This is a genomic window from Rosenbergiella australiborealis (assembly GCF_018494035.1).
Lineage (GTDB): Bacteria > Pseudomonadota > Gammaproteobacteria > Enterobacterales > Enterobacteriaceae > Rosenbergiella > Rosenbergiella australiborealis.
Genome location: NZ_JABBFO010000008.1, coordinates 104,374 through 131,309 on the forward strand (window position 1 = coordinate 104,374; position 26,936 = coordinate 131,309).

General features: G+C 43.6%; 33 protein-coding genes, 1 tRNA gene and 3 pseudogenes. 18 read left to right on the top strand and 19 right to left on the bottom strand.

All coding sequences use genetic code 11. The features are described 5' to 3' along the window. Positions 1-119 precede the first annotated feature (119 nt). A complete protein-coding gene (locus tag HGT73_RS09920; protein WP_214214341.1) occupies positions 120-1,262 on the top strand; it encodes an AI-2E family transporter in 1,143 nt (380 codons plus the stop codon). A 170-nt stretch (positions 1,263-1,432) separates the two neighbouring features. On the opposite strand, the gene HGT73_RS09925 is transcribed toward HGT73_RS09920, so the two are convergent. Next, on the bottom strand, positions 1,433-2,617 hold the full coding sequence (locus HGT73_RS09925) for a NupC/NupG family nucleoside CNT transporter (RefSeq protein WP_214214343.1): 1,185 nt from the start codon (positions 2,615-2,617) through the stop codon (positions 1,433-1,435). Between the two features lie 356 nt (positions 2,618-2,973). Between HGT73_RS09925 and HGT73_RS09930 the strand changes: the two genes are divergently transcribed. After that, positions 2,974-4,218, top strand: a complete 1,245-nt coding sequence (locus HGT73_RS09930) for an Nramp family divalent metal transporter (protein ID WP_214214345.1) — start codon at positions 2,974-2,976, stop codon at positions 4,216-4,218. A gap of 127 nt (positions 4,219-4,345) precedes the next feature. Further along, a complete protein-coding gene (gene glk / locus HGT73_RS09935) occupies positions 4,346-5,311 on the top strand; it encodes a glucokinase (RefSeq protein ID WP_214214347.1) in 966 nt (321 codons plus the stop codon). A gap of 35 nt (positions 5,312-5,346) precedes the next feature. Here the strand turns inward: glk and ypdK are convergent, their stop codons facing one another. Then, the gene (ypdK, locus tag HGT73_RS15065; RefSeq protein ID WP_214214428.1) at positions 5,347-5,421 is read right to left on the bottom strand and encodes a membrane protein YpdK; all 75 of its coding nucleotides are present in this window, start codon (positions 5,419-5,421) and stop codon (positions 5,347-5,349) included. Between the two features lie 275 nt (positions 5,422-5,696). On the opposite strand from ypdK, the gene HGT73_RS09945 reads away from it, so the two are divergent. The 6 genes from HGT73_RS09945 to HGT73_RS09970 all read left to right on the top strand — a co-directional run bounded on the left by HGT73_RS09945 (position 5,697) and on the right by HGT73_RS09970 (position 10,263). Next, entirely contained in the window at positions 5,697-6,164 is a 468-nt protein-coding gene (locus HGT73_RS09945; protein WP_214214349.1) for a universal stress protein, read from the top strand. A gap of 89 nt (positions 6,165-6,253) precedes the next feature. Further along, positions 6,254-6,964 carry a hypothetical protein gene (locus tag HGT73_RS09950; protein WP_214214351.1) on the top strand — a complete coding sequence of 237 codons (711 nt, stop codon included), beginning with the start codon at positions 6,254-6,256 and terminating at the stop codon, positions 6,962-6,964. Positions 6,965-7,076: 112 nt separating this feature from the next. Beyond that, positions 7,077-7,367: a lipoprotein gene (locus tag HGT73_RS09955; RefSeq protein WP_214214353.1), complete on the top strand. Its 291-nt coding sequence runs from the start codon at positions 7,077-7,079 to the stop codon at positions 7,365-7,367. 296 nt (positions 7,368-7,663) lie between these two features. Beyond that, a complete protein-coding gene (locus HGT73_RS09960) occupies positions 7,664-9,088 on the top strand; it encodes a cytochrome ubiquinol oxidase subunit I (RefSeq protein ID WP_214214356.1) in 1,425 nt (474 codons plus the stop codon). A 1-nt stretch (position 9,089) separates the two neighbouring features. Beyond that, the gene (gene cydB, locus HGT73_RS09965) at positions 9,090-10,097 is read left to right on the top strand and encodes a cytochrome d ubiquinol oxidase subunit II (RefSeq protein ID WP_214214363.1); all 1,008 of its coding nucleotides are present in this window, start codon (positions 9,090-9,092) and stop codon (positions 10,095-10,097) included. 7 nt (positions 10,098-10,104) lie between these two features. Further along, positions 10,105-10,263 (top strand): DUF2474 family protein, encoded by a 159-nt coding sequence (locus HGT73_RS09970; protein ID WP_214214365.1) that lies wholly within the window; start codon positions 10,105-10,107, stop codon positions 10,261-10,263. A gap of 186 nt (positions 10,264-10,449) precedes the next feature. Here the strand turns inward: HGT73_RS09970 and HGT73_RS09975 are convergent, their stop codons facing one another. Together HGT73_RS09975 and ahr are read right to left on the bottom strand one after the other, a co-directional pair. Further along, the gene (locus HGT73_RS09975) at positions 10,450-10,878 is read right to left on the bottom strand and encodes a GNAT family N-acetyltransferase (RefSeq protein WP_214214374.1); all 429 of its coding nucleotides are present in this window, start codon (positions 10,876-10,878) and stop codon (positions 10,450-10,452) included. A 174-nt stretch (positions 10,879-11,052) separates the two neighbouring features. Continuing rightward, positions 11,053-12,069, bottom strand: a complete 1,017-nt coding sequence (gene ahr, locus HGT73_RS09980) for an NADPH-dependent aldehyde reductase Ahr (protein ID WP_214214376.1) — start codon at positions 12,067-12,069, stop codon at positions 11,053-11,055. Positions 12,070-12,279: 210 nt separating this feature from the next. Here ahr and HGT73_RS09985 point away from each other — a divergent pair, with 210 nt between their 5' ends. The 9 genes and pseudogenes from HGT73_RS09985 (at position 12,280) to HGT73_RS10020 (ending at position 17,154) form a co-directional block, all read left to right on the top strand. After that, a complete protein-coding gene (locus tag HGT73_RS09985) occupies positions 12,280-13,134 on the top strand; it encodes an SDR family oxidoreductase (protein ID WP_214214378.1) in 855 nt (284 codons plus the stop codon). A 99-nt stretch (positions 13,135-13,233) separates the two neighbouring features. After that, entirely contained in the window at positions 13,234-13,737 is a 504-nt protein-coding gene (locus HGT73_RS09990) for a GNAT family N-acetyltransferase (protein WP_214214380.1), read from the top strand. Between the two features lie 155 nt (positions 13,738-13,892). Continuing rightward, positions 13,893-14,030 (top strand): DUF2256 domain-containing protein, encoded by a 138-nt coding sequence (locus HGT73_RS09995; protein WP_214214382.1) that lies wholly within the window; start codon positions 13,893-13,895, stop codon positions 14,028-14,030. Between the two features lie 183 nt (positions 14,031-14,213). Next, positions 14,214-14,285 (top strand) — tRNA-Arg (locus tag HGT73_RS10000). A 162-nt stretch (positions 14,286-14,447) separates the two neighbouring features. Beyond that, a pseudogene (locus HGT73_RS14830) lies at positions 14,448-14,552 on the top strand (Arm DNA-binding domain-containing protein); the annotation flags it as partial. 23 nt (positions 14,553-14,575) lie between these two features. Then, positions 14,576-15,139, top strand: a complete 564-nt coding sequence (locus HGT73_RS10005) for a hypothetical protein (RefSeq protein ID WP_214214384.1) — start codon at positions 14,576-14,578, stop codon at positions 15,137-15,139. A gap of 136 nt (positions 15,140-15,275) precedes the next feature. After that, the gene (locus tag HGT73_RS10010) at positions 15,276-16,031 is read left to right on the top strand and encodes a YPO3983 family protein (protein WP_214214386.1); all 756 of its coding nucleotides are present in this window, start codon (positions 15,276-15,278) and stop codon (positions 16,029-16,031) included. After that, on the top strand, positions 16,021-16,485 hold the full coding sequence (locus HGT73_RS10015; protein ID WP_214214387.1) for a DUF943 family protein: 465 nt from the start codon (positions 16,021-16,023) through the stop codon (positions 16,483-16,485). Before HGT73_RS10010 ends, HGT73_RS10015 begins: the two co-directional genes overlap by 11 nt. Before the next feature lie 453 nt (positions 16,486-16,938). Then, positions 16,939-17,154: a hypothetical protein gene (locus tag HGT73_RS10020; protein ID WP_214214388.1), complete on the top strand. Its 216-nt coding sequence runs from the start codon at positions 16,939-16,941 to the stop codon at positions 17,152-17,154. A gap of 470 nt (positions 17,155-17,624) precedes the next feature. On the opposite strand, the pseudogene tssE reads toward HGT73_RS10020, so the two are convergent. The 15 genes and pseudogenes from tssE to HGT73_RS10090 form a co-directional block, all read right to left on the bottom strand. Beyond that, a pseudogene (gene tssE / locus HGT73_RS10025) lies at positions 17,625-18,074 on the bottom strand (type VI secretion system baseplate subunit TssE). A 99-nt stretch (positions 18,075-18,173) separates the two neighbouring features. Next, positions 18,174-18,479: a hypothetical protein gene (locus tag HGT73_RS10030; RefSeq protein ID WP_214214389.1), complete on the bottom strand. Its 306-nt coding sequence runs from the start codon at positions 18,477-18,479 to the stop codon at positions 18,174-18,176. Between the two features lie 396 nt (positions 18,480-18,875). Next, positions 18,876-19,853 (bottom strand): Imm72 family immunity protein, encoded by a 978-nt coding sequence (locus tag HGT73_RS10035; protein ID WP_244968518.1) that lies wholly within the window; start codon positions 19,851-19,853, stop codon positions 18,876-18,878. Next, on the bottom strand, positions 19,850-20,347 hold the full coding sequence (locus HGT73_RS10040) for a hypothetical protein (protein WP_241609547.1): 498 nt from the start codon (positions 20,345-20,347) through the stop codon (positions 19,850-19,852). Before HGT73_RS10040 ends, HGT73_RS10035 begins: the two co-directional genes overlap by 4 nt. Before the next feature lie 94 nt (positions 20,348-20,441). Continuing rightward, positions 20,442-20,765 (bottom strand): hypothetical protein, encoded by a 324-nt coding sequence (locus tag HGT73_RS10045; RefSeq protein WP_244968519.1) that lies wholly within the window; start codon positions 20,763-20,765, stop codon positions 20,442-20,444. A 28-nt stretch (positions 20,766-20,793) separates the two neighbouring features. Then, positions 20,794-21,294 (bottom strand): hypothetical protein, encoded by a 501-nt coding sequence (locus HGT73_RS14835; RefSeq protein ID WP_241609549.1) that lies wholly within the window; start codon positions 21,292-21,294, stop codon positions 20,794-20,796. Beyond that, positions 21,233-21,808, bottom strand: coding sequence for a hypothetical protein (locus HGT73_RS14840; RefSeq protein WP_244968520.1), 576 nt, complete (start codon positions 21,806-21,808; stop codon positions 21,233-21,235). The genes HGT73_RS14835 and HGT73_RS14840 overlap by 62 nt, the downstream gene beginning before the upstream one ends. A gap of 2 nt (positions 21,809-21,810) precedes the next feature. Further along, positions 21,811-22,068 (bottom strand): PAAR domain-containing protein, encoded by a 258-nt coding sequence (locus HGT73_RS10055; protein WP_214214391.1) that lies wholly within the window; start codon positions 22,066-22,068, stop codon positions 21,811-21,813. A gap of 695 nt (positions 22,069-22,763) precedes the next feature. Continuing rightward, positions 22,764-23,006 carry a hypothetical protein gene (locus HGT73_RS10060; protein WP_241609551.1) on the bottom strand — a complete coding sequence of 81 codons (243 nt, stop codon included), beginning with the start codon at positions 23,004-23,006 and terminating at the stop codon, positions 22,764-22,766. A 628-nt stretch (positions 23,007-23,634) separates the two neighbouring features. Continuing rightward, entirely contained in the window at positions 23,635-24,324 is a 690-nt protein-coding gene (locus tag HGT73_RS10070; RefSeq protein WP_244968521.1) for a hypothetical protein, read from the bottom strand. A gap of 133 nt (positions 24,325-24,457) precedes the next feature. After that, a complete protein-coding gene (locus HGT73_RS10075) occupies positions 24,458-24,757 on the bottom strand; it encodes a hypothetical protein (protein WP_244968522.1) in 300 nt (99 codons plus the stop codon). 211 nt (positions 24,758-24,968) lie between these two features. Then, positions 24,969-25,183, bottom strand: a pseudogene (locus HGT73_RS15070) (N-acetylmuramidase domain-containing protein). Positions 25,184-25,348: 165 nt separating this feature from the next. Continuing rightward, on the bottom strand, positions 25,349-25,675 hold the full coding sequence (locus HGT73_RS14850) for a hypothetical protein (RefSeq protein ID WP_244968523.1): 327 nt from the start codon (positions 25,673-25,675) through the stop codon (positions 25,349-25,351). Then, positions 25,659-25,805, bottom strand: a complete 147-nt coding sequence (locus HGT73_RS10085) for a PAAR domain-containing protein (protein WP_214214396.1) — start codon at positions 25,803-25,805, stop codon at positions 25,659-25,661. Before HGT73_RS10085 ends, HGT73_RS14850 begins: the two co-directional genes overlap by 17 nt. Before the next feature lie 56 nt (positions 25,806-25,861). Next, on the bottom strand, positions 25,862-26,860 hold the full coding sequence (locus HGT73_RS10090; RefSeq protein ID WP_244968524.1) for a hypothetical protein: 999 nt from the start codon (positions 26,858-26,860) through the stop codon (positions 25,862-25,864). Between the last annotated feature and the right edge of the window lie 76 nt (positions 26,861-26,936).

Sequence of the window (26,936 nt, forward strand, 5' to 3'; positions counted from 1 at the left end):
AAAAAAATTATTTGTTTACTTCAGTGGCATTTATTACTTAATCAGTAATAATTAACAGGTGAGCCATTGAAGGTTTTACAACACATATCTAATTTTTATCTGTTAATTGAGATTATCCTATGAAGCTCAAGGGAATTAATGAAGGTTTCTTCATACTATTGCTGCTGTTAACCAGCGTTGCATTCTGCTTGGTTCTAAAAGCCTACTATTCGTCTATCTTCTGGGCAATTATTTTATCGGTCTTATTCTATCCTTTAAAAACACGGTTACGTACATGGCTTGGGGATAGGAATACACTTGCCTCTTTTATCACTCTCTGCCTGATCTGTTTAATCGTATTTATCCCATTAGTATTGGTGACTACCTCTCTGGCTTATGAAGGAAATCAGCTTTATCAAAGTGTTTCACAAAATCGGGGCAATTTAGCCGGGAGTATTACTCAGTTAATCCAACACTTACCGGGTTTTGCACAAAACTTTCTTGAACGTTATGGATTGACGGACGTCAATACGTTGCAACAGAAAGTTTCCGGATTAGCGATGCAAGGGAGCCGTACACTGGCTAACAGCGCATTAATGATCGGTCAGGGAACATTCAGTTTTACCGTTGGTTTTGGCATTATGCTGTATTTGTTGTTCTTCACCCTGAAGGACGGTTCCTATCTTGTTAGTTTATTGCTGGATGCGGTCCCGCTCACTCAGCATGCTAAGCATCACTTGTTACTAAAATTCGCCGCCGTATCCAAAGCGACCGTGAAAGGAACCGTGGTTGTTGCTATCGTACAGGGTGCTTTAGGTGGTATAGCTTTCGCATTCCTAGGTGTTGAGGGAAGCGTGTTATGGGGGGCTTTGATGGCGTTCCTTTCATTAATTCCTGCTGTGGGCTCCGCAATTATCTGGGCCCCTGTCGCTATTTATTTTTTAGTGCTCGGCCCGGTATGGAAAGGCGTATTTTTAATTGCTTTCTTTATTGTCGTAGTAGGGTTAGTTGATAACTTCTTAAGGCCACTTCTCGTCGGTAAAGAGACGAGAATGCCAGATTATTTAGTATTGATTTCTACGCTAGGCGGTATGGAACTCTTTGGCATTAATGGCTTTGTTATTGGTCCGCTCATCGCAGCATTATTTATTGCGTGTTGGAATTTGCTGTCTGGAAGAGAAAATAAAGATAATGCTCAAGAAATTGATGCGGATTTCATCGCTGAAGGCAAAGATGACACTGAGGTGTTGAACGCTAAATCAGCTAAAGAAGAAGCCAAGTAAAGTAACGTTAACTTGTATTGAAGTCTTACTCTAAGAGTCCATTATTTATGGGCTCTTTTTTTTGCGTGTAATTTGCTTATTCAACTGAACTACGTTCTGTTGGGGGATCTATAAGCTAGAAATCTCACACACACGGCGGTGAGCGCCATGTGTGTGAGAGATAGGGAAGGCTATAGGACAGCCCCTGCAAACGCGGCGGATAATAGACTGACCAGTGTCGAGCCATAAATCAGTTTTAGACCAAACCGAGAAACAATATTTCCTTGTTTTTCATTTAATCCTTTGATTGCACCGCTAATAATGCCAATGGAGGAGAAGTTGGCGAAGGAAACTAAGAAAACAGAGAGGATCCCTGCAGAGCGCGGAGACAGCTGTCCCGCCATTTTTGTTAAATCAAACATAGCAACGAATTCATTCGACATTAGCTTAGTTGCCATAATGCTACCAACGCGTAGCGATTCATGGGCAGGAACACCAATAATCCAAGCCAGTGGATAGAACAGGTAGCCTAAAATATTTTGAAAACTTATTCCGAAAATAGCGGTAAACAGGGCATTGATAGCAGAAATCAGCGCGATAAAGCCGATCAGCATAGCGGCTACAATCATCGCAACTTTAAAGCCAGCAAGAATATACTCGCCTAACATCTCAAAGAAGCTTTGTCCCTCATGCGTATTTTTCAGTGAGAGCTCTTCTTCTTGTTGTTCTTGATAAGGATTGATTATCGATAAAACGATAAAAGTACTGAACATGTTAAGTACTAATGCAGCCACCACATATTTCGGTTCTAACATTTTCATGTAGGCGCCAACAATAGACATTGAAACCGTTGACATCGCGGTGGCTGCCATCGTGTATAAGCGGCGTTCAGACATTTTTCCCAAGATATCTTTATAGGCAATAAAGTTCTCCGACTGCCCAAGGATGAGTGAACTTACGGCATTGAAGGACTCTAATTTTCCCATACCGTTTATTTTAGACAGTAGGGTACCAATAATTTTAATCACCAGAGGAAGGATTTTAAAATGTTGTAAAACTCCAATTAATGCAGAAATGAAGACGATAGGGCAGAGTACATTAAGGAAGAAGAAAGCCATTCCCTTATCGCTCATCCCGCCGAAAACGAAGTTTGTTCCTTCTGCGGCAAACTTGAGTAACGCGGTGAAAAAGTTAGAGAATCGCTCAACAACATATAAGCCAGAGTTAGAATGCAGGAAAAACCATGCCAAAAGCAGTTCAAAAACAAGAAGCTGCACAATATAGCGGTAACGTATACTTTTACGGTCTTTACTTACAATCAGCGCTAGAACGGCTATAACTATCAGAGCGAGTACAAAATGGAGTGCTTGTGACATGCTTAGTGCCTTAAAACTAAAGGGATAGATCGTGGGAGGCTATTCTAGGGCAGAGTTGATTGAAAAACGAGTGTAGTTGTCCGTTATAAGCAATAGATCTCAATGTTTTTTTTTAAAGAAAAAACAACTTTGTACTATTTGTTATCAATAATGCATTCATAAGTGAAAGACGGGCGCGTAAGTGAGTTTTCAAGTAATAAAACTGTTGCTGATCAGCGAGTGAACGGGTACCTTAGCAGAAAGTATAGCCTTTGCTATACTTTATCTTTAACGCTATCAGAGTGATTACTCATACCTATTTCTCACCGCGAGTAGGATGACGTAAAGTTGGACACAATGTTAAACAGGATTCATTTATGTCTACTCGGCACAAAACGACAGAGAATGCAGTGGTTCAGCGTAAGATAAAAATGTCGTTATTGGGACCCGCATTTATTGCTGCTATCGGCTACATCGATCCAGGTAATTTTGCTACCAATATTCAAGCGGGTGCCAGTTACGGCTACCAACTGCTATGGGTTGTCGTTTGGGCCAACATTATGGCGATGTTGATTCAACTGCTCTCGGCAAAACTGGGTATCGCAACCGGGAAGAATCTTGCTGAACACATTCGCGATCGTTTCCCTAAATCATTAGTTTGGTTTTATTGGGTGCAAGCAGAAATTATTGCAATGGCGACGGATATCGCTGAATTTATTGGTGCCGCACTTGGATTTAAGTTATTGTTTGGCATAACTTTGCTTGAAGGTGCATGCATTACTGGAGTAGTCAGTTTTCTGATATTACTGTTGCAAAGTCGTGGTCCAAAACCCTTAGAATGGTTAATTGGATTGATGCTGTTATTTGTGGCAGGTGCTTATATCGCTGAGTTATTTTTTTCTCAGCCTAATCCACATGCACTATTAATTGGAATGGCTGTTCCAACATTGCCGGATACTAATGCGCTTTATCTCGCAGCGGGAGTTTTAGGGGCCACGATAATGCCGCATGTTATTTACTTACATTCAGCATTAACACAGCGTGGCGATGATAAGAATAAAGCCCAGCGATACGCTGCAACGAAATTAGATGTGGCAATTGCGATGACTATCGCCGGCTTCGTTAACTTGGCTATGATGGCAACGGCTGCTGCAGTCTTTCACTTCAACGGCCATACTGGGATTAGTGAACTCGACCAAGCGTATATGACATTAAAACCGCTATTAGGGAACGCTGCTACGCTAGTTTTTGGAATAAGCCTGGTCGTTGCGGGACTCTCTTCTACAATTGTGGGAACTTTAGCGGGCCAAGTTGTAATGCAGGGTTTCGTTCATTTCAGTATTCCGTTATGGTTACGTCGTTCAATTACTATGTTGCCTTCGTTTATTGTGATAGTGGCTGGTATGGATGCGACAAAGATATTGGTTTTGAGTCAAGTTATTCTAAGTTTCGGTATTGCACTTGCTCTGATTCCATTGTTGATGTTTACTAATCAAACTGAAACTATGGGTGACCTGGTCAATACACGCTGGATAAAGTTCGCAGCATGGGGGATCATTCTGGTTGTTGTTTGCTTAAATCTAGGATTATTATTCGGGGACTTTTTGGGACTCACCGATTAATGGTTATCCTGTAATGAATTTGAGTCGTTCACTCTCGTCATCGACGATTGCTTGGTGTCTGACTCCAAACTTAGCCTAGATAGTATCGCTATCAGGTATGAACTATCCCGAGTGGAGCATTAAAATAATGACTAAATATGCATTAGTCGGCGATGTGGGTGGCACCAACGCACGGTTAGCTCTTTGTGAGGTGGCTAACGGGTCAATATCGCAGATTGATACTTTTCCGACATCAGACTATCCAAGTCTTGAAGCAGTTATCCGCCACTATTTAACACAGCAACATGTTCAAGTTGTTGATGCCTGCATCGCGATAGCTTGCCCTGTTAAAGGTGATCTTATTGCGATGACCAATCATCATTGGGCATTTTCAATTCAAGCGATGAAAGACAATCTCAATTTTGAGCACTTTGAAGTTATTAATGACTTCACGGCAGTTTCAATGGCTATCCCTATGTTAGGGGAAAGAGACGTATTAAAGTTTGGCGGTGATGAGCCTGTTGCGGACAAACCGATCGCAATATATGGAGCAGGAACCGGATTGGGTGTCAGCCATCTTGTTCACGTCGATAAGCGTTGGGTTCCCTTATCCGGCGAAGGCGGTCACGTTGATTTCGCACCGAATAGTGAAGAAGAAGACCAAATTCTTGAAGTCTTACGCGAAGAAATGGGACATGTCTCTGCAGAACGGGTTCTATCTGGTGCGGGATTAGTTAATCTTTATCGCGGAATCGTTAAAGCAGATAATCGTGAACCTGAAGATTTAAAACCTCGTGAAGTTAGCGAACGTGCATTAGAGGATAGTTGTACGGATTGCCGTCGCGCCTTGTCACTTTTCTGCGTCATCATGGGGCGTTTTGGTGGCAATTTAGCTTTAACACTCGGTACCTTCGGCGGCGTCTATATTGCCGGTGGGATAGTCCCACGTTTCCTCGATTTCTTTAAAGCATCAGGTTTTCGTGCAGCCTTTGAAGATAAAGGCCGCTTCCGCGATTATGTAAAAGATATCCCGGTCTATATGATTACGCATGAGCAGCCAGGCTTGCTCGGTGCAGGCGCGCATTTGCGCCAAACATTAGGTACTGTGCTGTAATAGAATATGTTAAACAGGGCTGAAGCCCTGTTTACCTATTTAAGAAGTAGAATGAAAGTCCCTAGCCATAACGCAAAAAAAAACGAAATTCCCATTAGTGCATACTTCATCAGATATCCTCAATTATCTTTATATAGTGCTGAATACCTTGTTTACTGCTTGTCAGTCGATATTACTCGGTGATCCGTATCACGATATTGACCTGGCATAATGTACGTCTATTTAACGCATTAAGATACATTTAATTACTTAAAATTAACATTGGTAATGTTATATCTACTGTTACAAAACAACGCAATAAACTACCTCGTTGAAAGAGAAATGACTTGAGTCATGACAAAAAAAAACAGTAAAGTGAAGGTTGTACTAATCAATGGATGATGCAATGAATACATTATTAATGGCGATTGATCATCGAAATACACTCTCTTCAAGTATTGGTCAACTTACCCTCGACGAAGCGCAGAGTCGCAAGGCATCGGTGGTGATTATTTGTTGTATCGAGGCCGAAGACGATGTTGAAGGGGAAGTGATGACCATCGATTGTGCGATTGATGAAAATTCACACCATACGCTGCAACGTAAAGATCTGTTAAATTGTGCAGAAATGGCGGTTAGGGCAGCATTAGTGCCTTTTCAACAGGCCGGTATTCCTGCCCGTGGAAAGGTTTGTAGAGGAGATGCCGCTCGATATATCGTTGATCAGGCAAACCAATTATCTGCATCGATGATTATTATGGGACGCCGACATCTTTCACCCTTTAACCGTTTTCTCCGTGGTTCTGTCAGTGCGGCTGTTCTGGAAACGGCCAGTTGCCCAGTATTAATTGATTTAAGCCATGTCGCAGAGTAAGAGATTTACACATATTGCTAATGCTCATCAAGGGCGCTTATTTTGTCCCGGTATTTCTGCGTATTTTTGAGTTCTAATGGATACTATTCGTGCGTAAAGTTCCCCTTACTTTTATCGTACTTATTGCGCTTTTCGCAGTAGGTTATGGCTTCTATGCAGCTACGTATAAACCTCATCAAGCTGTTGAGCAACAGGCTTATGAGCGCTTTACTCATCTCCCAGGTTATCGACTTATTAAGCAGCAAGATCCAGAACTGTGGCATGACCTGAGTGAGACATTTCGACGCTCTTTCGCTGAAGATGCTTCTTTTCAAAAAGCAGTGGGTGAGGTAAGGGGGCAGTTAACCGCGCTGGTGAATTTACGCATTGTGAAAGCCGATGACACGACAGTGACGAATTATATCGCCGTAGCAGTGCAGCAAATGCAAGCCTTGAATAACATTTCAGCAGAGAGTTGTTTTCGATTCCTCTACCCGCAGGTGTCAGGAGGGGTGAATATTGGTGTGTTATTAAGTCCTGAAATGAATGATGCGGATCAACAGGCGCTAGAAGCGTTATTTACGCATAGTCTTGGCCACGAATATCCGCGAGATGTTGCGGCTGCTCACGCTAGCTTAAGCCAGGTTGTCAGCGAACTCTATCCACAATGGGGAAATCAGCTCCAACAACTTAATCAATCTGAAGATCTTGCAACGGATCATCAGAAATTATGCATTATGTCTATTGACCTTTATCGCACTATCCTCAAATTACCTAAGCCGGCAGCGGCGAACCTTATTCGACAGATGGTCGTTGGCTAGCGATTCATCAGAATTGACTGATAATTAAGATAATTTATAAATAAACGTGAAAACCATAAAGCGGCTCGGTTATAGTGGCCGTAGATAGCGTTCTGAGTGGAGAGTGAAGACGTTGAAAAGAATTATCGCTTTATTAATCGTTTTGACTTCATGGTCTTTATTAACCGGATGTGCGAAACAACAACCCGGTGGGTTTAGCCAAATAGGACATGATCCTATTGCGCATAGTTACCAATTCCGTTACCAGCCGACTCAGCTTGATCATGCAGCCTTAAATGCTTACCTACAAAAACGCTGCTCGCAAGAAGGATTCGATAAAGTTGAAGCGTTACCGGAAGAAGCGGGAGTACTATCTGGATACAAAACACGTTGGTTCCAATGTAACTACAAAATAAAAAATTAGTATTATTAGCCAGCAATTTGCTGGCTATATGTTGATCTTTTTTACAATTTATAAACAATTTAACCTCCTTTAATGATCTTACCCGTATTTCTAATTACATGCCCATTACCTCCTTTTTACCACTTATCTATATTACCTATTTACTTAAGTAAAAATTCTTAAATAATCATTATTAATTCTGTTCATACGAAATGATAAGCGTAAAATAGTTTGATATAAATCAACGTGTTAAATGAAGTTATTATTTGTTAAGTAATTTCGTTAATTATCTTTTAATTGTAATGTAAGGGGTGGCAATGTTCGGGCTTGATGCATTTCATCTGGCAAGATTACAGTTTGCGTTTACTGTATCTTTCCATATTTTGTTTCCAGCGATCACGATCGGGCTAGCGAGTTTCCTCGCAGTGCTAGAAGGTCTGTGGTTAAAAACGAAAAACGAAACCTATCGTGACTTATACCATTTCTGGGTAAAAGCTTTCGCGGTTAACTTTGGTATGGGGGTTGTGTCGGGTCTGGTCATGGCCTACGAATTTGGGACAAACTGGAGTGGATTTTCCCAATTCGCAGGAAGTATTACTGGGCCAATGCTGACTTATGAAGTCTTGACCGCTTTCTTCCTTGAAGCTGGATTCTTAGGCGTCATGCTTTTTGGTTGGAACCGTGTTGGACGGGGGTTACACTTTTTTGCAACCTGTATGGTCGCTTTAGGGACTATCCTTTCAACCTTCTGGATTTTAGCATCAAATAGCTGGATGCAAACCCCACAGGGTTACAGCATCCAAAACGGTGTAGTGGTTCCAGAAAGTTGGATGCAAATCATTTTCAACCCTTCTTTCCCTTTCCGCTTATTACATATGAGTACCGCAGCATTCTTAGCAACGGCGTTTTTCGTCGGTGCCTCTGCGGCATGGCATTTACTGCGTGGTAATAAAACGCCTGCAGTTAAAAAAATGCTCTCTATGTCATTATGGATGGCATTAATTGTTTCTCCTATTCAAGCATTTCTAGGCGATGCGCATGGGCTGAACACCCTTGAGCACCAACCGGCTAAAATTGCTGCGATTGAAGGACACTGGGAAAACCCCCCTGGAGAAGCTACACCGCTTATTTTGTTTGGCATACCTGATATGGAACAGGAAAAAACAAAATATGCGGTTGAAATCCCTTATTTGGGAAGCCTCATCTTAACGCATAGCTTAGAGAAGCAAGTTCCAGCGCTTAAGACTTTCCCGAAAGAAGATCGTCCTAATTCAACCATCGTGTTTTGGTCATTCCGTGTGATGGCGGGGCTGGGAATGCTGATGATCCTCTTAGGGGTTACCAGTCTTTGGTTACGCTACAAAAAACGTCTGTATGATTCACGTCCATTCCTCTGGTTTACCTTATTAATGGGACCATCAGGTTTGCTGGCGATGGTAGCAGGATGGTTTACAACTGAAATTGGTCGTCAACCTTGGGTCGTTTATGGTGTATTACGCACTCGTGACGCTGTATCACCGCATAGTGCGCTACAAATGACTTTTAGCCTTATCGCGTTTATTGTTATTTATGCATCGGTATTTGGCATAGGTTACGTATACCTGATTCGCTTAATTAAGAAAGGCCCAGTAGAAGGTGAGGGTAAGGAAGAGATCCACGGTGGTCCAGGTCAACACCATACGCCATCTCGTCCGTTGTCTGCTGTAGATGCCTCTAAGAAGAAACCTGAGGGGAAAGAATAAAATGGGTATCGATCTCTCTATTATTTGGTTCACCATCATTATCTTTGCCATTCTGATGTATATCGTGATGGACGGTTTCGATCTTGGGATTGGTATTATCTTCCCATTTATCAAAAACCCAACTGAACGAGACATGATGGTTAACACTGTCGCCCCAGTTTGGGATGGCAACGAAACGTGGCTAATTCTTGGTGGTGCGGCATTATACGGTGCATTCCCACTGGCTTACTCCGTGATCGCTGATGCGTTATCGATTCCTATTACGCTGATGTTGTTTGGCCTGATTTTCCGTGGCGTAGCGTTTGAATTCCGTTTTAAAGCTACCGAACATCACCGTGCTTTCTGGGATAAAGCCTTTATTGGTGGTTCCTTCTTAGCGACCTTTATGCAAGGTGTTTCAGTCGGTACTATTCTCGATGGTATTCCAGTTACCGGGCGTGTTTTCAGCGGTGATACCATGGGATGGCTATCGCCATTCCCGCTATTCTGTGGTGTTGGCTTGTTATTAGCCTATGCACTGTTAGGAAGCACTTGGTTGATCATGAAGACGCAACACGATCTACATGACAAAATGTCCCAGATAACTAAACCATTAATTATTGCTCTGTTAATTGTTATTGCGGTAATTAGTGCTTGGACACCTGTCTCGCATCTGGCTATCTCAGATCGTTGGTTTACCTTGCCGAATCTTTACTGGTTCTTACCGGTACCGGTGTTAGTAATTCTGTCTGGGATAGGCATTCTGCGTGCGGTTAAACGTCGTGCTGATTATGCTCCTTTCTTGCTGACGTTATGCATCATTTTCCTTGGCTTTACTGGTCTTGGAATTAGCGTATGGCCAAATATTATTCCACCTTCAGTCACGATTTGGCAGGCAGCTTCACCGCCGCAAAGCCAAGGCTTTATGCTAATCGGTGGTTTACTGGTTATTCCAGTTATCTTGATGTATACCTTCTGGAGCTACTACGTTTTCCGTGGAAAAATCTCTGAAGATGAAGGATACCACTGAGTTGTCAATGAAAGAGAAACATCCTCAATCAGAGGGCAATTCGCCCTCTGGTAAAATAGCGCAATGGCGTTGGCTGTTATTGCTGTGGTTAGGCAGTGTAGCTGCACTCGGCGTGCTGGCAGGGATTATCTGGTTATTGATGTACAGTGCAGGAATGACGCGTTAAAAAGGCCCATTGGCTCGACTATAACGAATAAACCCCGTAGTTGCCGTTCAGTGACTACGGGGTTTTTATATTCAAGTTAACAGTTACAACGGCGCTGTTTGAATGGTAGGTAACTCATAGCAGACGGTCAGTAGACTCAAGTCCTGACAGAGATGCCAAGACTTGTTAAGAACGGTGTAGTGAATATTATTGCAAACTTAAATCGGTGTAACGTTGCATTTTGACAAATTCAATACCGTCTTTAATGAAAGGCTCACTGCAGATTTGAAAGCCAGACTTTTGGTAAAAGCGTATGGCGGTACGGCGGCTGTCTAAACTTACTTTTTTTATACCCGCTTGGTCAACGATAGCTAATGTCTGTTGTAATAGTTGGGTACCATAACCACGGGATTGGTACTCCTCTAAAGTGGCAAACTTACGAATAACCCAACAATCATCGTTAGACATAAACAACGATACACAGCTAATCAATTTATCCTGAACGAATAAGCCGAAATGGCGGGCAGTATCCTTATCATCTTCTTCTAGGCGTAATGATTCACGAGGACGATCTGGCCACAACACGTGTTGGCGGAGATCTAGGCATTGTTCAAGAGTAATCGGCTCAATTTTCACAGTTATCTACCACAAGCAAAGAGTTAAAGACACACAGGCTAATGTGGACATAACTGCAAGAAAATTCAAGTAACTTATGTGCTGAACCACTGAATTTCTTGAATAAAGCGTAGGTGTGATCATCGAGGTGAGCGATTGGGAAAAACGAGAGGGTTTCCCCTCTCATCGCGATAGTTAGAAATCGGCTTTCAATACGACACGGAAATTTGCTTTCCCCTGACGGACATGGTCCAGTGCATCGTTAACCTTAGACATCGGGAAGGTTTCAATCTTCGGTGTGATGTTTTTGCGTGCGGCTAACTGCAGCAGCGTGCGTAATTCACCTGGAGAACCTGTTGACGAACCACCAATTGATTTATCGCCGGCGATCAAATCGAAAGCGGCAACTTGAATCGGTTTCATTACGGCGCCGACAGTGTGGAATTTACCTTCAGGCGCGAGCGCATCGAAGTAAGGTTTCCAATCAAGATCCACCGCAACGGTACTCACGATCAGGTCAAAACGCCCAGCTTGTGCTTTTAATGCTTCCGCATCACGGCTATTGACCACTTCGTCGGCCCCCAAATCGAGAATCGATTGCTTCTTACTGGGGTTAGAGCTAAAGGCCACTACTTCAGCCCCGAGGGCTTTAAGTAATTTTATGGCAAGATGCCCTAAGCCTCCAATACCGATAACCGCAACGCGGCTCATAGCATTGATTTGGCTCATGAGCAGGGGTTTAAAAACGGTGATCCCGCCACAAAGTAGAGGCCCTGCTACAGTCGGATCTAAGGATTCTGGCAGTGGGATTACCCACTGCCAGTCGGCACGCATCTTTTGAGCAAAACCCCCACGATTCATAATGGTCGGTGTTGTGCCTGCGGCACAGTTGGAATGGTTACCACGGATACAAGCGTCGCAGTGTTGGCAGCTTTTTGCTGTCCAACCGATACCAACCATTTGCCCAATTTTCAGTCCCTTGTTCTTGGCGTTTGCGCCGAGAGCTGAAACACGTCCAGAGACTTCATGACCAGCAATGAGAGGATAGCTGGAGATCCCCCATTCATTGTCGATCATTGAGAGATCAGAGTGACAAACCCCACAGTAATCTACAGTTACTTCAACTTCTTCTTCACCCAAGGGGGCTGCCTCATATTCGTAGAGTTCTAACGGTTTGCCGGCAGCAGGAGCAGCATAACTTTTGATCTTCATCTCTTTTCCCATTTTGGTGATGGATAACAAATATTAATCAGAATAATAGGGCAGCTATTCTGCCATTAGAAAAGTGTAGTCGACAAAGCCACTTTGTGCGGCAAGTTGCGTAATATCGGACGCTACACTAGCCTTAAAGGATATTTTTAAATTTTGTCGTGACGAATGCGGCGAAGTCTATTCTTTAGTCAGAGTATTTCAGGAGGAGTTATGAGCAAGAAGACGGTGTTAATTACCGGTGCCGGCAGTGGATTTGGTCGAGAAACTGCCTTCCTTTTAGCGAAGAAAGGTTTTGACGTCATTGCTACGACGGAAATTATTGCTCAAGTTCAAACTCTTAAGAATGAAGCGCATGCATTGGGGCTAACCCTGCAGGTTGAAAAATTAGATATCACTGATGAGAATGACCGGCTACGCGCCGCACAATGGTCGATCGATGTGTTGATTAACAATGCGGGTATTTCAGAAGGCGGGGCAGTTGTTGATTTGCCGGAAGACAAGTTACGCCGACAATTTGAAGTCAACGTATTTGGTACCATTCTGTTGACACAGCTTTTCGCTCGTCAGTTTATCGAGAAAAAACAGGGTAAAATCGTTTTTATCTCATCGGTAGCAGGAATTACCACCGATCCTTTCGCAGGCGCTTATTCTGCCTCTAAGCACGCGCTAGAAGGTTTTGCTGAGGCATTGAATACTGAGCTTCAAGAATTTGGTGTTCAAGTCGCAACGGTCAACCCTGGTCCGATATTAACCGGTTTTAATGACCGTATGTTTGAATCTTGGACGCATTGGTGGCCAGAAGACAAGTTAGATACTGTTTTTGATTACCAAGAAATTGCATTTCCGCATGAGCAGTTTCATCCCTATCAGGTTTCAGAGGTGATTGCTCGGGTAGTCAGCGGTGAAATCACTCAATATCGTAATGTTGTGCCAGAAGAAATTATTGAGGGTACGCAGCAACAAATGAATGAGGTTTGGTCTCGTCAGGTGACAGAAAAAGCCTCGCGGCACCCATTGGTACAGAAAGCCTATGAGATCGATCCTGAAACCCCTAATGGCCGATAACGGGTGGGGAAAATTTAGTCATAGCTGATGGGATCAATAGTATTGTTGCGCGATATTTAAGGCTCTGTTATAGATATTATTTTGGACAGAGGACTCTTAATGAGTGTAATAATTCGTCCGGTAACCCGATACGACGCTTCGCGGTTGGCTGAAATCTATAGTCAACCCGACGTCCAGCAGAATACGTTACAACTTCCTTATCCTTCTACGCAGCTTTGGGAAGAACGAATCCTTAATTATCCCAATATTGGCCATATTGGTTTCGTTGCGGTGATTGGGGAAGTGGTGGTTGGCAATATCACTCTCTTTACCGAAAAAGTTATCCGGGTAAGACATAATGTCTCGTTTGGTGTTGCGGTTGATGCCAGTTATACGCGACGTGGGATAGCACAACAATTAATTGATTTTGCGCTCGATTACGCATTCAACTGGTTGGCAGCACAACGTGTTGAGCTACGGGTTTTTAGCGATAACCTTCCAGCTATTTCCCTCTATCAAAAATTGGGGTTTGTCGTGGAGGGGACACTTCGACAAGCGGCATTTAAAGATGGTCGTTATCAGGACATAATCGTTATGTCGAAACTTGTGAGTGAATATTTCTGAGTGTCGTATCTTACTCTCCCATCTTGTTTGTCGCTATCTTGATAATTCAGGCTATTTCCCCTTATTGTTTTATTTTGGCCGAGTTTATTTACGTACTACTTATCATCTATTTTCTCATCGTGTATTGCAATCTCACGGTATAACCGGAGGCGTTAGTGAAAAAAAGTCAACTTCCGACTAAAATTTGTACTGTTTGTGGGCGTCCTTTTACGTGGAGAAAAAAATGGGAGAATTGTTGGGATGAAGTAAAAAAGTGCTCAGAACGTTGTCGACGCAAGTCATTGGGCAATTAGACGCACACTACTAGTATTTCCAGCTACATACCCTTTTTTATTCGGTACACAATCTGTACATAGAGGCAAGCAAACGAAGCGGCACCAAAGCGAAGCAAATCCAGGACATTAAACTGAGAAGTCATTGATAATAAGCCAGTAAATGCGGTATCATCGAAACAAGGTGAAACACTACCGCGCAATGTCTCCTTAGTTAAACGGATATAACGAGCCCCTCCTAAGGGCTAATTGCAGGTTCGATTCCTGCAGGGGACACTTTTCACGCTTCCACCGACCTCCGCCTACCTCCACAGGATTCCCGCCAACCCTGATTAAATCAAAATTAACTTTCCACTGACCTCCATCAATGTCCATTGATAGCCGCACTCTATTTTGGGTAAAAGTTGGGTAAAATAATTTACCTGAGATTTTTTACCCATGCTGACGGTCAAACAGATAGAGGCAGCCAAGCCAAAAGATAAGCCCTGTCGACTGCTAGACTCTGACGGACTTTATCTATACATACCTGCTTCAGGAAAAAAGGCCAACAGTACCGTACCACCAATATGGACGTGTTAACCCAGTTCAAAGTGGCGCGTAAGTTACTCCCGGTACTAGCAGAGATGGTAACCGGGCGACTGGCGCAGAAATTCCCCGAACTGAATAAATTCCTCCAGGCGTCGAAAGAGGAAGTAACAGCGCTATGGGATGCGTTTGTAATGCTGTTTACCGATCCGCTGCAATTCCTTGAAAACCTGAAAGGCGAAATCAAAGGGCTGCTGGATTCTCTATTGTGGGAGGGTGCTGGCAATACGATTTTTGATTTCCTCACCAGCGCAGGCAAAGAAATAACCGAACTGTGGAACGGACTGGAAAAGCTGATTGATAAAGTGGTGGGTATCGCCCTGAAAGGCTTTGGCGAAATCGGCAAAGCGTGGCAGAAGGTAAAACGCTGGTTCGGTATGGGCGAGGACGAAGTAGCGAACCGGCAGGTTTCGCAGCGTACAGACGTGCGGATTGACAATATCGAGATCCAGACGCAGGCCACCGATGCGAAAGGTATAGCGCAGGAGATCCCCGGCAATTTGAAAGATGCCACTTGGCATTTTGATGATGGTCTGAGAGCATAAAGCGTCCACTATCCCCCTGCCCGGAATCTGCAAAAAATTATGGGCAGAGGCTGTACAACGTTTACACTTCAACCCACCAGTGCGTATTATTCCCTGTGAAGACCTCCACGGACGATAACACAAGGAATGTATCACGATGGCCGCACTACAGCTCCCCTGTACTTTATTCAAAACTCAAAAATGGATGGACGATTACAGCGCCAGTGATATGCGCTGCGGGGATCTGACCGAAGCACAGTTAAAATCCCATTACCGACTGGATTATATTTCTGACCGGGTTGATCCCTGGACGCTTACCCGGCGTTCCTCAATGGATCGTCCTCAGTCCATGTTCTGCTGCAATCTGCGCGGCCAGGGTGAAAAGATTACCCGCCAGCAGTGTGCCACAATGCTTTTTGATGAATTCCGCTCATTATCCCGTAAATTTTCTCTTTACGGGCCGTACAGTCACCTGATCGAAAAGATGATCACTCACATGCAGAACGGCAACGGTACACCTTTCAGGGATATGTCGCTGGACAGGGCATTGAAAGAGCAGATAGTTAGAGATATTTCGGAGAGAAACAGTACACGCATTTTGTTATCGAAAGCCTTTAGAACAAACATAGACTGGGAAAGCAAGCATTTTCCAGTAGAAAACCGAGACAGATTAAGAGATGCAGTGCTAAGTGGTAAATTACCAAAGTTTGACAGATTCCAAGATAACTTTAACGGGATGGGGATCACTGTTCATGATACCTGGGCAACGCATATCACTATTAAATCACTGCATATTGAAAATGACCGATACCGGGCAGTGGTGCATTACAAAGTACAGGATCACTTTGGCCTCGACAGTGACGATATTATGGAAGCCACTGTAGAGATTACCGGGGGCCGTTATGAAATCTAAAAATAAAAAAATTATTTGTGCGTTATTACTGGTTATTTGCGCCCTGCTGAGTTACTTCCTCTGGTTATCGTTGCGCCCCGTGGAGATCATAGCCGTTCACCAAAGACGTAACTATAGCGATGTTTTGGTGAAAAATTTCCCATTAACCGAACAAGGGAGAATCAATTGGTGGTTGAAAAACAAGAAAATGCTCAAGGACATGTATAACATCCCCAAACCTGCCCAAGATGGTTTTTTTACCATCATTTTTTGGTATTTTGGTGATGGATATAAAGAAACTGATGGGTATGACAGACTCTGTTTTGATGATATGAAACCACCAATAAATTGCATTGATAAAAATTCGCTCATTATGGTGAACAACAGTAAGAATACCGGGCTTTATTTCATTTTAGATAGCGGAACATATCGTATAAATGACAGCGGTAAGAGGGTAAAAAATAAGTCAGATTAGGTTTTCCCCTCGCGTAGAGACAGCAATAAAACCATCGCCCCTACCCGGCTTGCGGTATTCGCCTGGCTTCGCTGAAAGGCACTGAATACGAGGACGATGCAAAAGCGTTATGGCTGGAATATAGCACCCGTTCTCCAGCATACAGAGAGAACTACGCCGAAGAAAAATGGGAAACCTTCGTCGCCGAGCGCTCCAGCTATCGGGGAATTTTTGCAGATTCGCAGGCGATGGGCTGGGAGAACGAAGCGACTAAACGCGCTGCTGCCCGTCTGCAACCACGGATAGAGGCCAGAACCAACGGCCTTTATCACGTCACGCCGAAAGTTAACAAACAGACCGGAGAGATTGAAGAACCCGCCGTGTGGATGTGTTCCCCCCCTCGATGTGATTGGGCGGGGTACAGACGGCTCAGAGGAATACCTGACCCTTTCATGGGCGTGTAACGGGCGCAAAGTGACAGAGGCGATCCCGCTCTGTGACATTGGCGAACGCGATGGCTGGCGGCGTATGAAAACGGGTGGGCTGAACGTGACGACAAAAACCCGTGTCCGGGCAGTGCTGGGGGATTATCTGCAACTGCACGGCGATTCGACCCGCTGGAATGTGGCAAAAACTACAGGCTGGCAGTACGGCGCGTACATCATGCTTTTTTCAGCAAGTTTCAGATAGACCAAGCCTTAGAAGGGTACTGAAACAGAAAAACAGGTGAAACAGGTTTTTTTGAGTCTACGTATATAATGGAATCTTAAATTTTATAAGGTGTATATCGCTATCTGTGACAGAGGGGCGATGAACGTAAAATTGTTGAGAAATGTTGAGGTGCAAAAAAGCGTAGCAAAACGTAGAGATTGAATTGGTTCTGTGTTTGAAGTTCGGTTTAGCATCGAACATAATACAGGGGCAAAAAACATTAGGGGGCATAAAAAGGGGCACCAAAATCATAATTCAATTAAATTACTCTTGATTTCATCGACCTACAGAAAAGGACGATTCCTGCAGGGACACCATACCCACCTCTCCGTGACGGATGTTGTGAATGGTTGCACAATCAGTCCGGTATCCTCCAGCTATATACTCATCGACTCCTGAAGTTGCCTCATTCTAAGGAATTATGATACTGACATGATGCTCTCTGGCCGTCACAGACGTGTTGTAGCATCGAGATATTGCTGCTGCTTTAAATGTCTCAACAGAACCCGCCCCTCCGGCATAAACTCAGTGCCATAGCGCACCAGGCCAATCCCCCTGAGTTCAGCATCAATGGCATAGCGCAGCTCGCCGGGAGTATGCTGGTCGAGCAGGGTGACGTTGATGCTTTTCAGGCGCGGCTCATATTTGAGTAACACCTAGGAAAATGTCTTCAATAACTGATGTGCGGTGCCCGGCATGCCTTGTAAGATTTTGGTCATATCCGGCAGGCCATAGTCCGGCAGATGTGCCAGCGTGCCGACGCGGCAGTTAAGGATCCGCTGCATGTTGTCGAGCACAGATAAAATCATCTGGTTTTGTTCATTGACCTGATGAAGATCGAGGCCGCCAACAAAATTACCGTAAAGCATCTCGTATAATGAGGGCGAATTGCGTGGCATGATTAGTTCCTTTCCCTAGGCGTCACAGCAAATACGCTGCCATCATTATCTCTTTCCAGCAGCGACCAACGGGCCGGGTGAATCTGACCCTGTTTATCTTCAAACTCCGGCATAATCTGCCGCCATGTACCACGAATCAGTTTCTTGTTCTGTTAGGTTCAGATATTCCTGTCGATTTTTTGGGTAGTCTTTGTCTGTAATAGATACCCATTTAGGGGTGAGTGTTTTAAGTTGAGACTTACACTCAGCGTAGTAACGATCCACACACGCAACCATGTTATGACGAACCTCAGTTGTATAACCCTCTTTAAAAAATACGGTGATTATCAGGTCAAGATTCACTGCCTGGCTGCCGTCCTTGTAATTAACAGGCGCTTCTGGCAACCTCTTTTCGATATAATTCATGTTTAGTTCCATTATCGTTCCTTATTGGGTTGCCAGCGTGCCGACGCCTCCCAAGCAGTTATGGCCACATTCGTCAGTGCCTACACCCAGTCGATCTGTTTCAGCATCTCCAGCGTCATATTGGTGGCTTTCTGGATTTTAAGTCATGCAGCCCGAAGTTGTTTATCCGTCCATGAAACCGCAGCATATCGACTCGGGCTGACTGAACTTTTTCTGCAGCTTTTCTGATAGTGCACGCCAGCTGGCGGCGATATTGTTGATAGCTCCTTCGCTGAGCTCAGCCACGGCTTCGAGGCTTAGGTCCACGGATTGGCGCAGGTGGATGAGGAGTAAATATTGGTGGGCATATCACGCTGATATTTTATCGCCTCCGGCATCAATGCATCTGCCGGAACATCAATAAATTGCTGGTGTCCCCCGGTCAGGGTGGATCATTGTCCTGCCAGTCTGGCAGGTAATCCGCTCACCCAGTACATCATCCAGAAAATACTCTGACTCATCCGGGATAACGCCATCACAGTAGCGCGTATCTTCCCAGACCAGACGCCAGTCAACATAGCGGTAATCAATGGGGTCATCGGTAATAAGCATCTCCGTATCACTTTCCATCAATACGTCGTAATAAACTTGCCGGGGAGCAGTCGTACCGCGAATAAAATAGTTGTAAGCCCCGAGGTTTTTTAAACCACGGATGCCGTCTTTAATCACCAGAAACTTATGGTTGTACAAAATCTTTACCGGCTCCCAGATGCCGTCACAGGGCACCAGGTCGTCAGTCTCAATAATAATATCGCTACGTTCAGGAACGGGGGGAAGGTTTTGGGGGAATACCGGGTAAGGTAACGTTTTCAGGGTATGGTGATAGTTTTCAGGCTTCAGTAAATATTCAGCATCAAAAAAATTACATACACTGTTTTGAGGTGGATATAGCAGATTATCGCCCCGGTATTCTGCAGCAATTTTCAGTTTATTCAGTTTTTCTATTTTTGGCGGATAAGCTATTTCTTGCCCACCCCGCTCATGGCATGGTAAATAAAAAAATGAATTAACTAAACTCACCGGCCGGAAAAGTTGATCGAATTCACCGGTTTTAAACTGCCATACCTGTCGGTTGCCCATCGCCAGTTCAGGCAATCCTTCATCATAAAGACGCAGTGCATCGTATGCCCAGATAATAACCTCTTTATCAAATCCCTTGGTGATTTCCTCCGGCCAGGTTTTCAGTGCCTGTTCATATTGTTGGGTAAAACAGGCCCAGGCATCCCGTTTGCGCTGCCACAGACTGTAGCTGCTCAGGCGCTGTAACAGCCAGAATAGCTTGCGACGTACCTGCTCATCGCTCATCGGGTATTTTGTTTTTTCGATGCTCATCATTGTTCACCTCCTTTTGTTGTCTGGTGCTCCACACGGGCAGCGTTAATTATTGTTCTCTCTTTTATCTTGCTGCGCAGTTCATCGTCATGCAGCTTTCGTGTATAGGTGGCATAGGGTGGGTCAATACCCTCAGGTTTGTTATAACCGTGTACGCCTTCCACATCTTTCCAGCCGGTAGGATAAAACTCCGCTTTTACCCCGTTTATCTCGACGCTGGCAGATTGCCCGGTGGCTTTTACCTGCTCACCGATGCGGTTAAGCTCTGCTTTCAGCATTTCATCCAGATTAATTATCACCTGCTCGCCGCCACCTTCAAGGTACTGGTTGGTTCTCTTTTGTCCGAACTGTTCAGCTATTTTACCGTACCAAGCATTAGTCCCCGGCATCCGCATAGCAAGGTCTTCCGGCAGATGTAATACCACCAGAAAACCGTTGCCGTTCCACTCATCCAGTACCGCTGAGAGCTGCCGCCACTCTTCCGCACTGTTAGGCACTTTCTGATAACCCCAGAATCCTCCCGCCGCCCAGGAGCCACCAGGCGCTGTTGTCAGCGCAGTGTCGTTGCCAAAAAGTCAATATCGGACTCACTCACTGAGAAACTGATAAACTGCTGATTATCCGTGTTGGATTTTCGTAAATAACTTCGCATACCAGGGCCCATCTCAACAGTGATCGGGCCGTCCGGTACATTATCGAGATGCAGATACCCGGCTCCATCGAGATTCCCGGTACGTAACCGTCCGCCAGTGTCGCGGTAAACGGTGCACCAATCACCGGTGCATCATCGTGGTAGAGGTACTGTATCAGTGCGTCATTACGGTCTTTCAGAGGAGCAGCTAGCCACGGAACATCCGGGATCTTTGACACCCCACTTTCCGTATCCAGTCGGCTAGCTTTACGTGTATAAGCCATTCCTTCGAGTACTGAGACCGAGCAGCTCCTAGTGAAGCACTGCTTGCCAGTGGAAGCCGATTTTACGGGCATGCACTTGTAGGCTGTCGTTTTCAAGTTTATGCCAGGGAGCAGCAATGCCCGCAAACCCGACAACCGTATCAATATGAATGATTTTGTCAGCCTTAAGGCCAGGAGCATATGTTTCGCGGGCCTTGCTGAAGATATCGCCGGAGGCCATCTGGCCACCGCTGGTCCAAGCCCGATTTAGACTAATTTTATCAAGCCCTGACCACATCATTACGCGTTCAAATGCCAGATTCAGGTTACCATCGCGACAAATCTGCGGCCGGTGAATTTTGACTGACACGTCCGGGATATCCTTCAGACGGCAGTTGGTCAGCAGTAACACGGAAATGGCTTCACCACTGTCCTCTGGCGGGTGTTCGTAAAGCTGAGCGCTGACTACAAGTAAGGCAGCAGCACGGTCATAATGGCAGTCCAGCCAGTAGTCGAGAAGTTCCAGTCCCGTTAGATCGCGAATACGCACTCTGGACGTGGGCGATTATCTCCTGAAGATAATGCGCCTCCCGGTCAGCCATTTCTCCGGTGGCCGCCAGCGCGCGGTGACGAACCGGATAGCCCCCATTAATGGGCTCACAGGGCATCATCAGCGGTTTTCTAGCTAACACAGCCTTGTGCGTCGCTGGACTGGCAGACACTAGCCCGTTAATCAATACTTCACCGATAAGCCAGGTAAAACGTTGACCGAGCACAACGTCTGCGCGGTAACGGGCGGTAGTCGTGGCATTTTTTCTTTCACAACGCCCACGGAGAAGTGCGTAGCCAAGAGAGCGTCCGACAACCAGCAGCCCCCACAACACGACAGGTAACCCTGTTGCTAGCCCCCAGAACGCGACGCCTGAGTGCTCGTCCTCCCATAACAGGAATGTGGCCGCAGCCCCTGTTAGTAGCATCACAAGTCCTAGGAGCAGCCAGCGTTTGAAACGTGGTTGAGGAGGGGGATTCTCCTGCGCGGGGATGCGCTCAAGTTCAACCGGCATGTTTACCCCACCAGAGCATTAGGTAGTGAGCTGATAAGCGTACAACCGCAACCACACTTGTGACCGTGGAAGGCCACAGGGACCCCCCGATCGCGATAATTTGGGTTACCTTCGATGATAGTTGCATCGCCATGTTCCGGGCAGGAAACACAGTCACCTTTACGGGCCACGCCGATATCGCCAAAAGACATGGTTGTGGAACAGGATAGCACTGCACCACCGTGAGTGGTTTTATCACCAAGACGAATTATCCCTTGCATATTAATCCTTTAAATTAGTGATTTCCGTTGATAGATATATATTCTGATGGTTATCTGAAACCCTCGACTATCAGAACGTCAATTCTTTGTAGTATCGTTTTTATTTGATATTCTTTTTTATTGAGATAAATTTTACTTTTATCGAGTCATTCAATCTTGCCGGAGATTTTATTGTCTAGTCACCTCATCGTAGCACGAGCTCTGGGTATTGAAATTATAATTAACACTTACATTATCACCTGGCGCTATAATAATTAAATAAAATGTGACAGTCCTTATTTTATATTTTTTTAAAAGGGTTCCATGTAATAACTAAATTCATAGTCTCATCGGGAGAATCAGAGTCACTAAACATATCAATTATTTTGTTAGAAGGGTTCTGAAAAAGCATTATTAAATGTATGTTCTTTGAATGGAACTTGGGCCATTATACTGGGGTTATCACTCCAAACATAAATTAATGTTGACGTTAATAGAAAGAGCAATAGAAAGTTGTTAATACTATAAAACCCCATACTCAACCCATAACAATTCAGTTGAATTTTTTGAGGTATTCGATCCACATATTTGTTTTATCCAACAAGCATTTCTCATATATACTGGAAAATGCAGTCCCTGTTTTGAATTCGTAACCGTGCTGGCAGCGCATGACATACTTGCAATACTACAAATAGCGCAACAACAAACACAATAATTCACTTCAGTTCAAAACTCTCAGACCTTATCCAATACGACAGCTGTTTCCCAGATGATGTTGTATATTCAATTTGATAAAACGAACCATCATCGGACATATCAGAAAGTTTAAACTCATCACCCTTAACTAAATATGCCTTTATTTTAGCTTGCTCATTGGGTTGTGAATACAAAGAAATTTTTTGAACTACAACAACACCATTTAAAGGCTTCCTTGTTGATAAATCATCACCTTCTGACATCAGCTCCTGCTGACTTCGTATACCGTCTTTATAATAAACTCGCTTAACCTGCTGACAATTAGCGAAAAAATCAGAAAACAGCAGTGTCCAGGGCTGCCCTGATTAAACTTAAAGCGGTAAGTGTTATTATTTTCTTAAGTAACATTACTCTAACCCCCATTCCTTTTTAATTGCATTACTCATCACCGAAGCGATTAACTCAGAGTTTGCGACACAATCAATGCCAGAATAACTAGAGAAACGTCGATAGTTATTCTTCCATGTTAACTGAATGAGTCCTCTGCCTTTATAACGAGGGCCGTCACCAATAACTGTATTTCCATTCTTAATGGCATTTTTATGCTCCCCTGGATTATAATTATGTCTAGAACACAAACTCTAGTGTTGTGTCAAAGTGTGCAGACTCATGCAAATATTGGGAAAGGAAATGTGCTTTATGAAAAGCGCCAGTAATACCATATGTAATTAATTGCTCATTAAATTCGCTCACAAAACTTTGCTTATCAAATTCATAAACATTAGGATAATTATTTTTGAAATAGGTCGAAAATACCTTCCCGCCCCTTTTGCCAGCAAACCAAGGATTTTTGTGCCCTAACAATTATTCGATTAGCTCAACAGTAACTTCTTACTCCACACCTGTGTTGATTGCATCCAAAAACACCACCGGATGCATATGCCAGACAGGCTCATCACTGCTGAATCCTTCCACCTTGCTCATCCATTCCATGTCGTCAAACCATTGTCTGACATAGCTGATACACAGGGGGTCTAACTGTATTAAAAACGTTCTCCATCGATGATGGCTGCTGCCACCTAACCATTCACTGTCATGTTTGACCACCATCCGTGCTGCAATGTCCCTGACATCCAGCTCTGCGTAATTCACCGCGTGACGTAGTTCTTCGCCGGAAAGGTCACCGCTGTTATCACTGTCCATTTTTCTCAGCGGGGCTTTGTAGTAGTCCGATACCTGTTTTTCCCGGATACCGCGTTTAGGGCGTACCCACTCCGCCATTCTGTTAAATCCGTTTTTAATCCACCCTTCATGCAGGGATTTCGTCATATCGGATGTGGGCTGCTCTTCAAACGCTTTAAAGCCCAGTTTATCCAGGTCGTACTGCCCGATATCCGCTTCGACATCGTCTTCGCTTATCCAGGCACCGTCTCCGATATCAAACCAGCGCTTACCGCTGCTATTGGTGAACGGATGACATTTGTGCTGCGGCATAATTTTGTGAATATCTTTCTTTACCTGTGCCTTATTGCTCAGGAAATCGACCATCCGGCTGTCGGTGCTGAGCACTTCAATGTGCACAAAAGCACTTTTCTCCACACCGTGTAAGTTACAAAACAGAACAGGACTTCACTACGGTGGCGCTTTTGTCACCGAGACAACAGACTTTCATTCTAGGAAGAATTTCAATGAGTATTAATCAAGACATTTGTTGTTATTGGCACCCAAGAGAGCTTCCTTTATCACATTGAAGCTTACTAATTAAATCAGAAAGTTTATCCACACCTTCACCCTTACAATTATAAGTATATTCTCTGTTATTTTTCATATTGGTGACAGTAACTCCTTTAGTGCTCTCCCCATCTTCGTAATTACTAAATACAGTATATTTGAAGTTATCTTTAGTAAACGCTACATTTATATAGTCAGTTTGATACCGCGAGTAATGATTATATAAAAAATCACTATAAGCGGGAGATGAAGATGAAAATACCTTGCCATTAGCATTTTTCATCTCATATACCAACTGATCGGTATTAGACTGTAAGGATAGTTCACCCTTCGATGTTGAACATGAAAAGTAATTCTCAGCACCCAATGCGAACGAAGACAAGGATAGCAATCCACTTATCAACAAGATGCTATTTACTCTTTTCATAATTATTCCTCATTCTTGAATCGTATCCTTTCTGCCTCGGCCCATTATATCTCAAAGCAAAAGACAGCTAATCCTTATTTCTAATTGCATTCAAAAGTACAGAATCAGAATTGATGAAATTAACGAAAGCTGCCAATTGATTTTTTTCTGACTCTGAAATCAACTTAACAAACTCTTCTGGCGATGAATAACCTGCTGCTTATAGTTTGAAGCAAGGATTTGAAACTTGCCCCACGATGTTGCCATTAACGCTGAACGCTTATCAAGCGCATACGCTTTCAAGTTTTTTAGACATTGCTCTGAATTTTTACCTTACGCACCTGCATTTTTATTTCAAATATCCGATTGAGAATAAAAACTGCCATTTGTATATTTATGGAAATGATGCCTTTCAAACAAAATTGCTGGAACATAATCATCATGACTCTTAAATTTAAAATAACTGCCTTAACTGCCTCTCTCAGTATTAGCTACAGCTTTTATTGCAGCAACTTCGCATCTCAATTTATTTGCCGCCAATTTGTAATCTGGTTCATCAATAACCTCGCCATTATAAAAATTAACGAAATCCAACGACACCAATTCACCATTAACTGGCGTTTTTGGAAGACTAAGGGCATTGATTGAACTTAAAAACACCACCGGATGTATATGCCAGACAGGCGTACCGCTACTGAATTCGTCCACCTTGTTCATCCATTCCATATCGTCAAACCATTGTCTGACATAGCTGATACACAGGGGGGGGCTAACTGTTTTAAAAACGTTTTCCATCGATGATGGCTGCTGCCACCGAACCATTCACTGTCCTGTTCAACAACCATTCTTGCTGTATGGTTGTTGAACAGGATAGCACTGCACCACCGTGAGTAGTTTTATCACCGAGCCTGATTATTCCTTGCATATTCACACCTATTCTCAACAAATCAGCAATTTCAATCGTTAGTATCTAAAGAAAGATTAGTTAAAAAGATTCAAGTCCTGACAAGAAATGTATCCATCAATAATTTTATTCTTAGTATTAGTATATTCAATCAAACACCCATTCTTACCGATGTTTAAGAGGGTTATTTTATCACCCTTGACCAAATAAGATTTCATCTTCTTCCCAGTCGATGACACAAAATAAGCTTTTGAGGATTTAACTTCAAAGGATGAATGCCCATCAGCAACCAAATCTACTTTTTTAGCATTAGCTTTCTCAAAAGTAGACTTGCCATTTGAAATCTTCAAGACATCAAAGTCTATAGATGGATTTGGCGCATTCTGAATTACCACCCAGGTATCACTTCCATATAGCTCACAAGCTCCGCTATTATTTTCACAAGAAATTATTTTATAGTTCCCATTTTCTAAGTCTCTTTTGCTTTCATATAACTTATATACATATCTCTTTTTATTCTGAAATAAGATTATTGGCAAGTATTTAACCGTGTCATTCATAAAGTACGATGTCTGGATTTTATTATTGTGATTAATGATTCCATTGATAAAATCGTCGCCTTCGCCCCCTGAAATAGATGATTTATTATCAATTTCCTTATCTAATCCACAAAGCCCCTCTTTGGACACAATTCCATTGTTGCCGCTTTTAAACTCCGCATAAACGCAGTTAATTCTAAAGTTAATATTATCTCGTTCGATTACTGAGAACACAGAGTAAGAGTCTAAAGAATCACTATCATGCACAACAGCAGAGTTTCCTCCAAAGTAGTCAAAATAATACGCTGTATTCCCTTCATCCCGCTCTTCAAAATTAAGAAATGACCGACCATCATCTGACTTTATTTGCTGCAAACCTTTATCGTAAGATAATTTAGAACCTGTATCATTGTCTGCAAATGATACACTTGTGCTACAAAAAAAGAAGCCAACAATAAATGCACTGGTTTTTTTTATATCAAAATCCTTTAGGTGCTGATGAAGTTTGTTCCAAAATTTCTTCAAATCGCTTCGCATATGATGCAATCAGGGGAGTCAACAAAATTTACACCAAACTTATCTTGAGCTTTCTTATAATTATTTTTCCATGTTA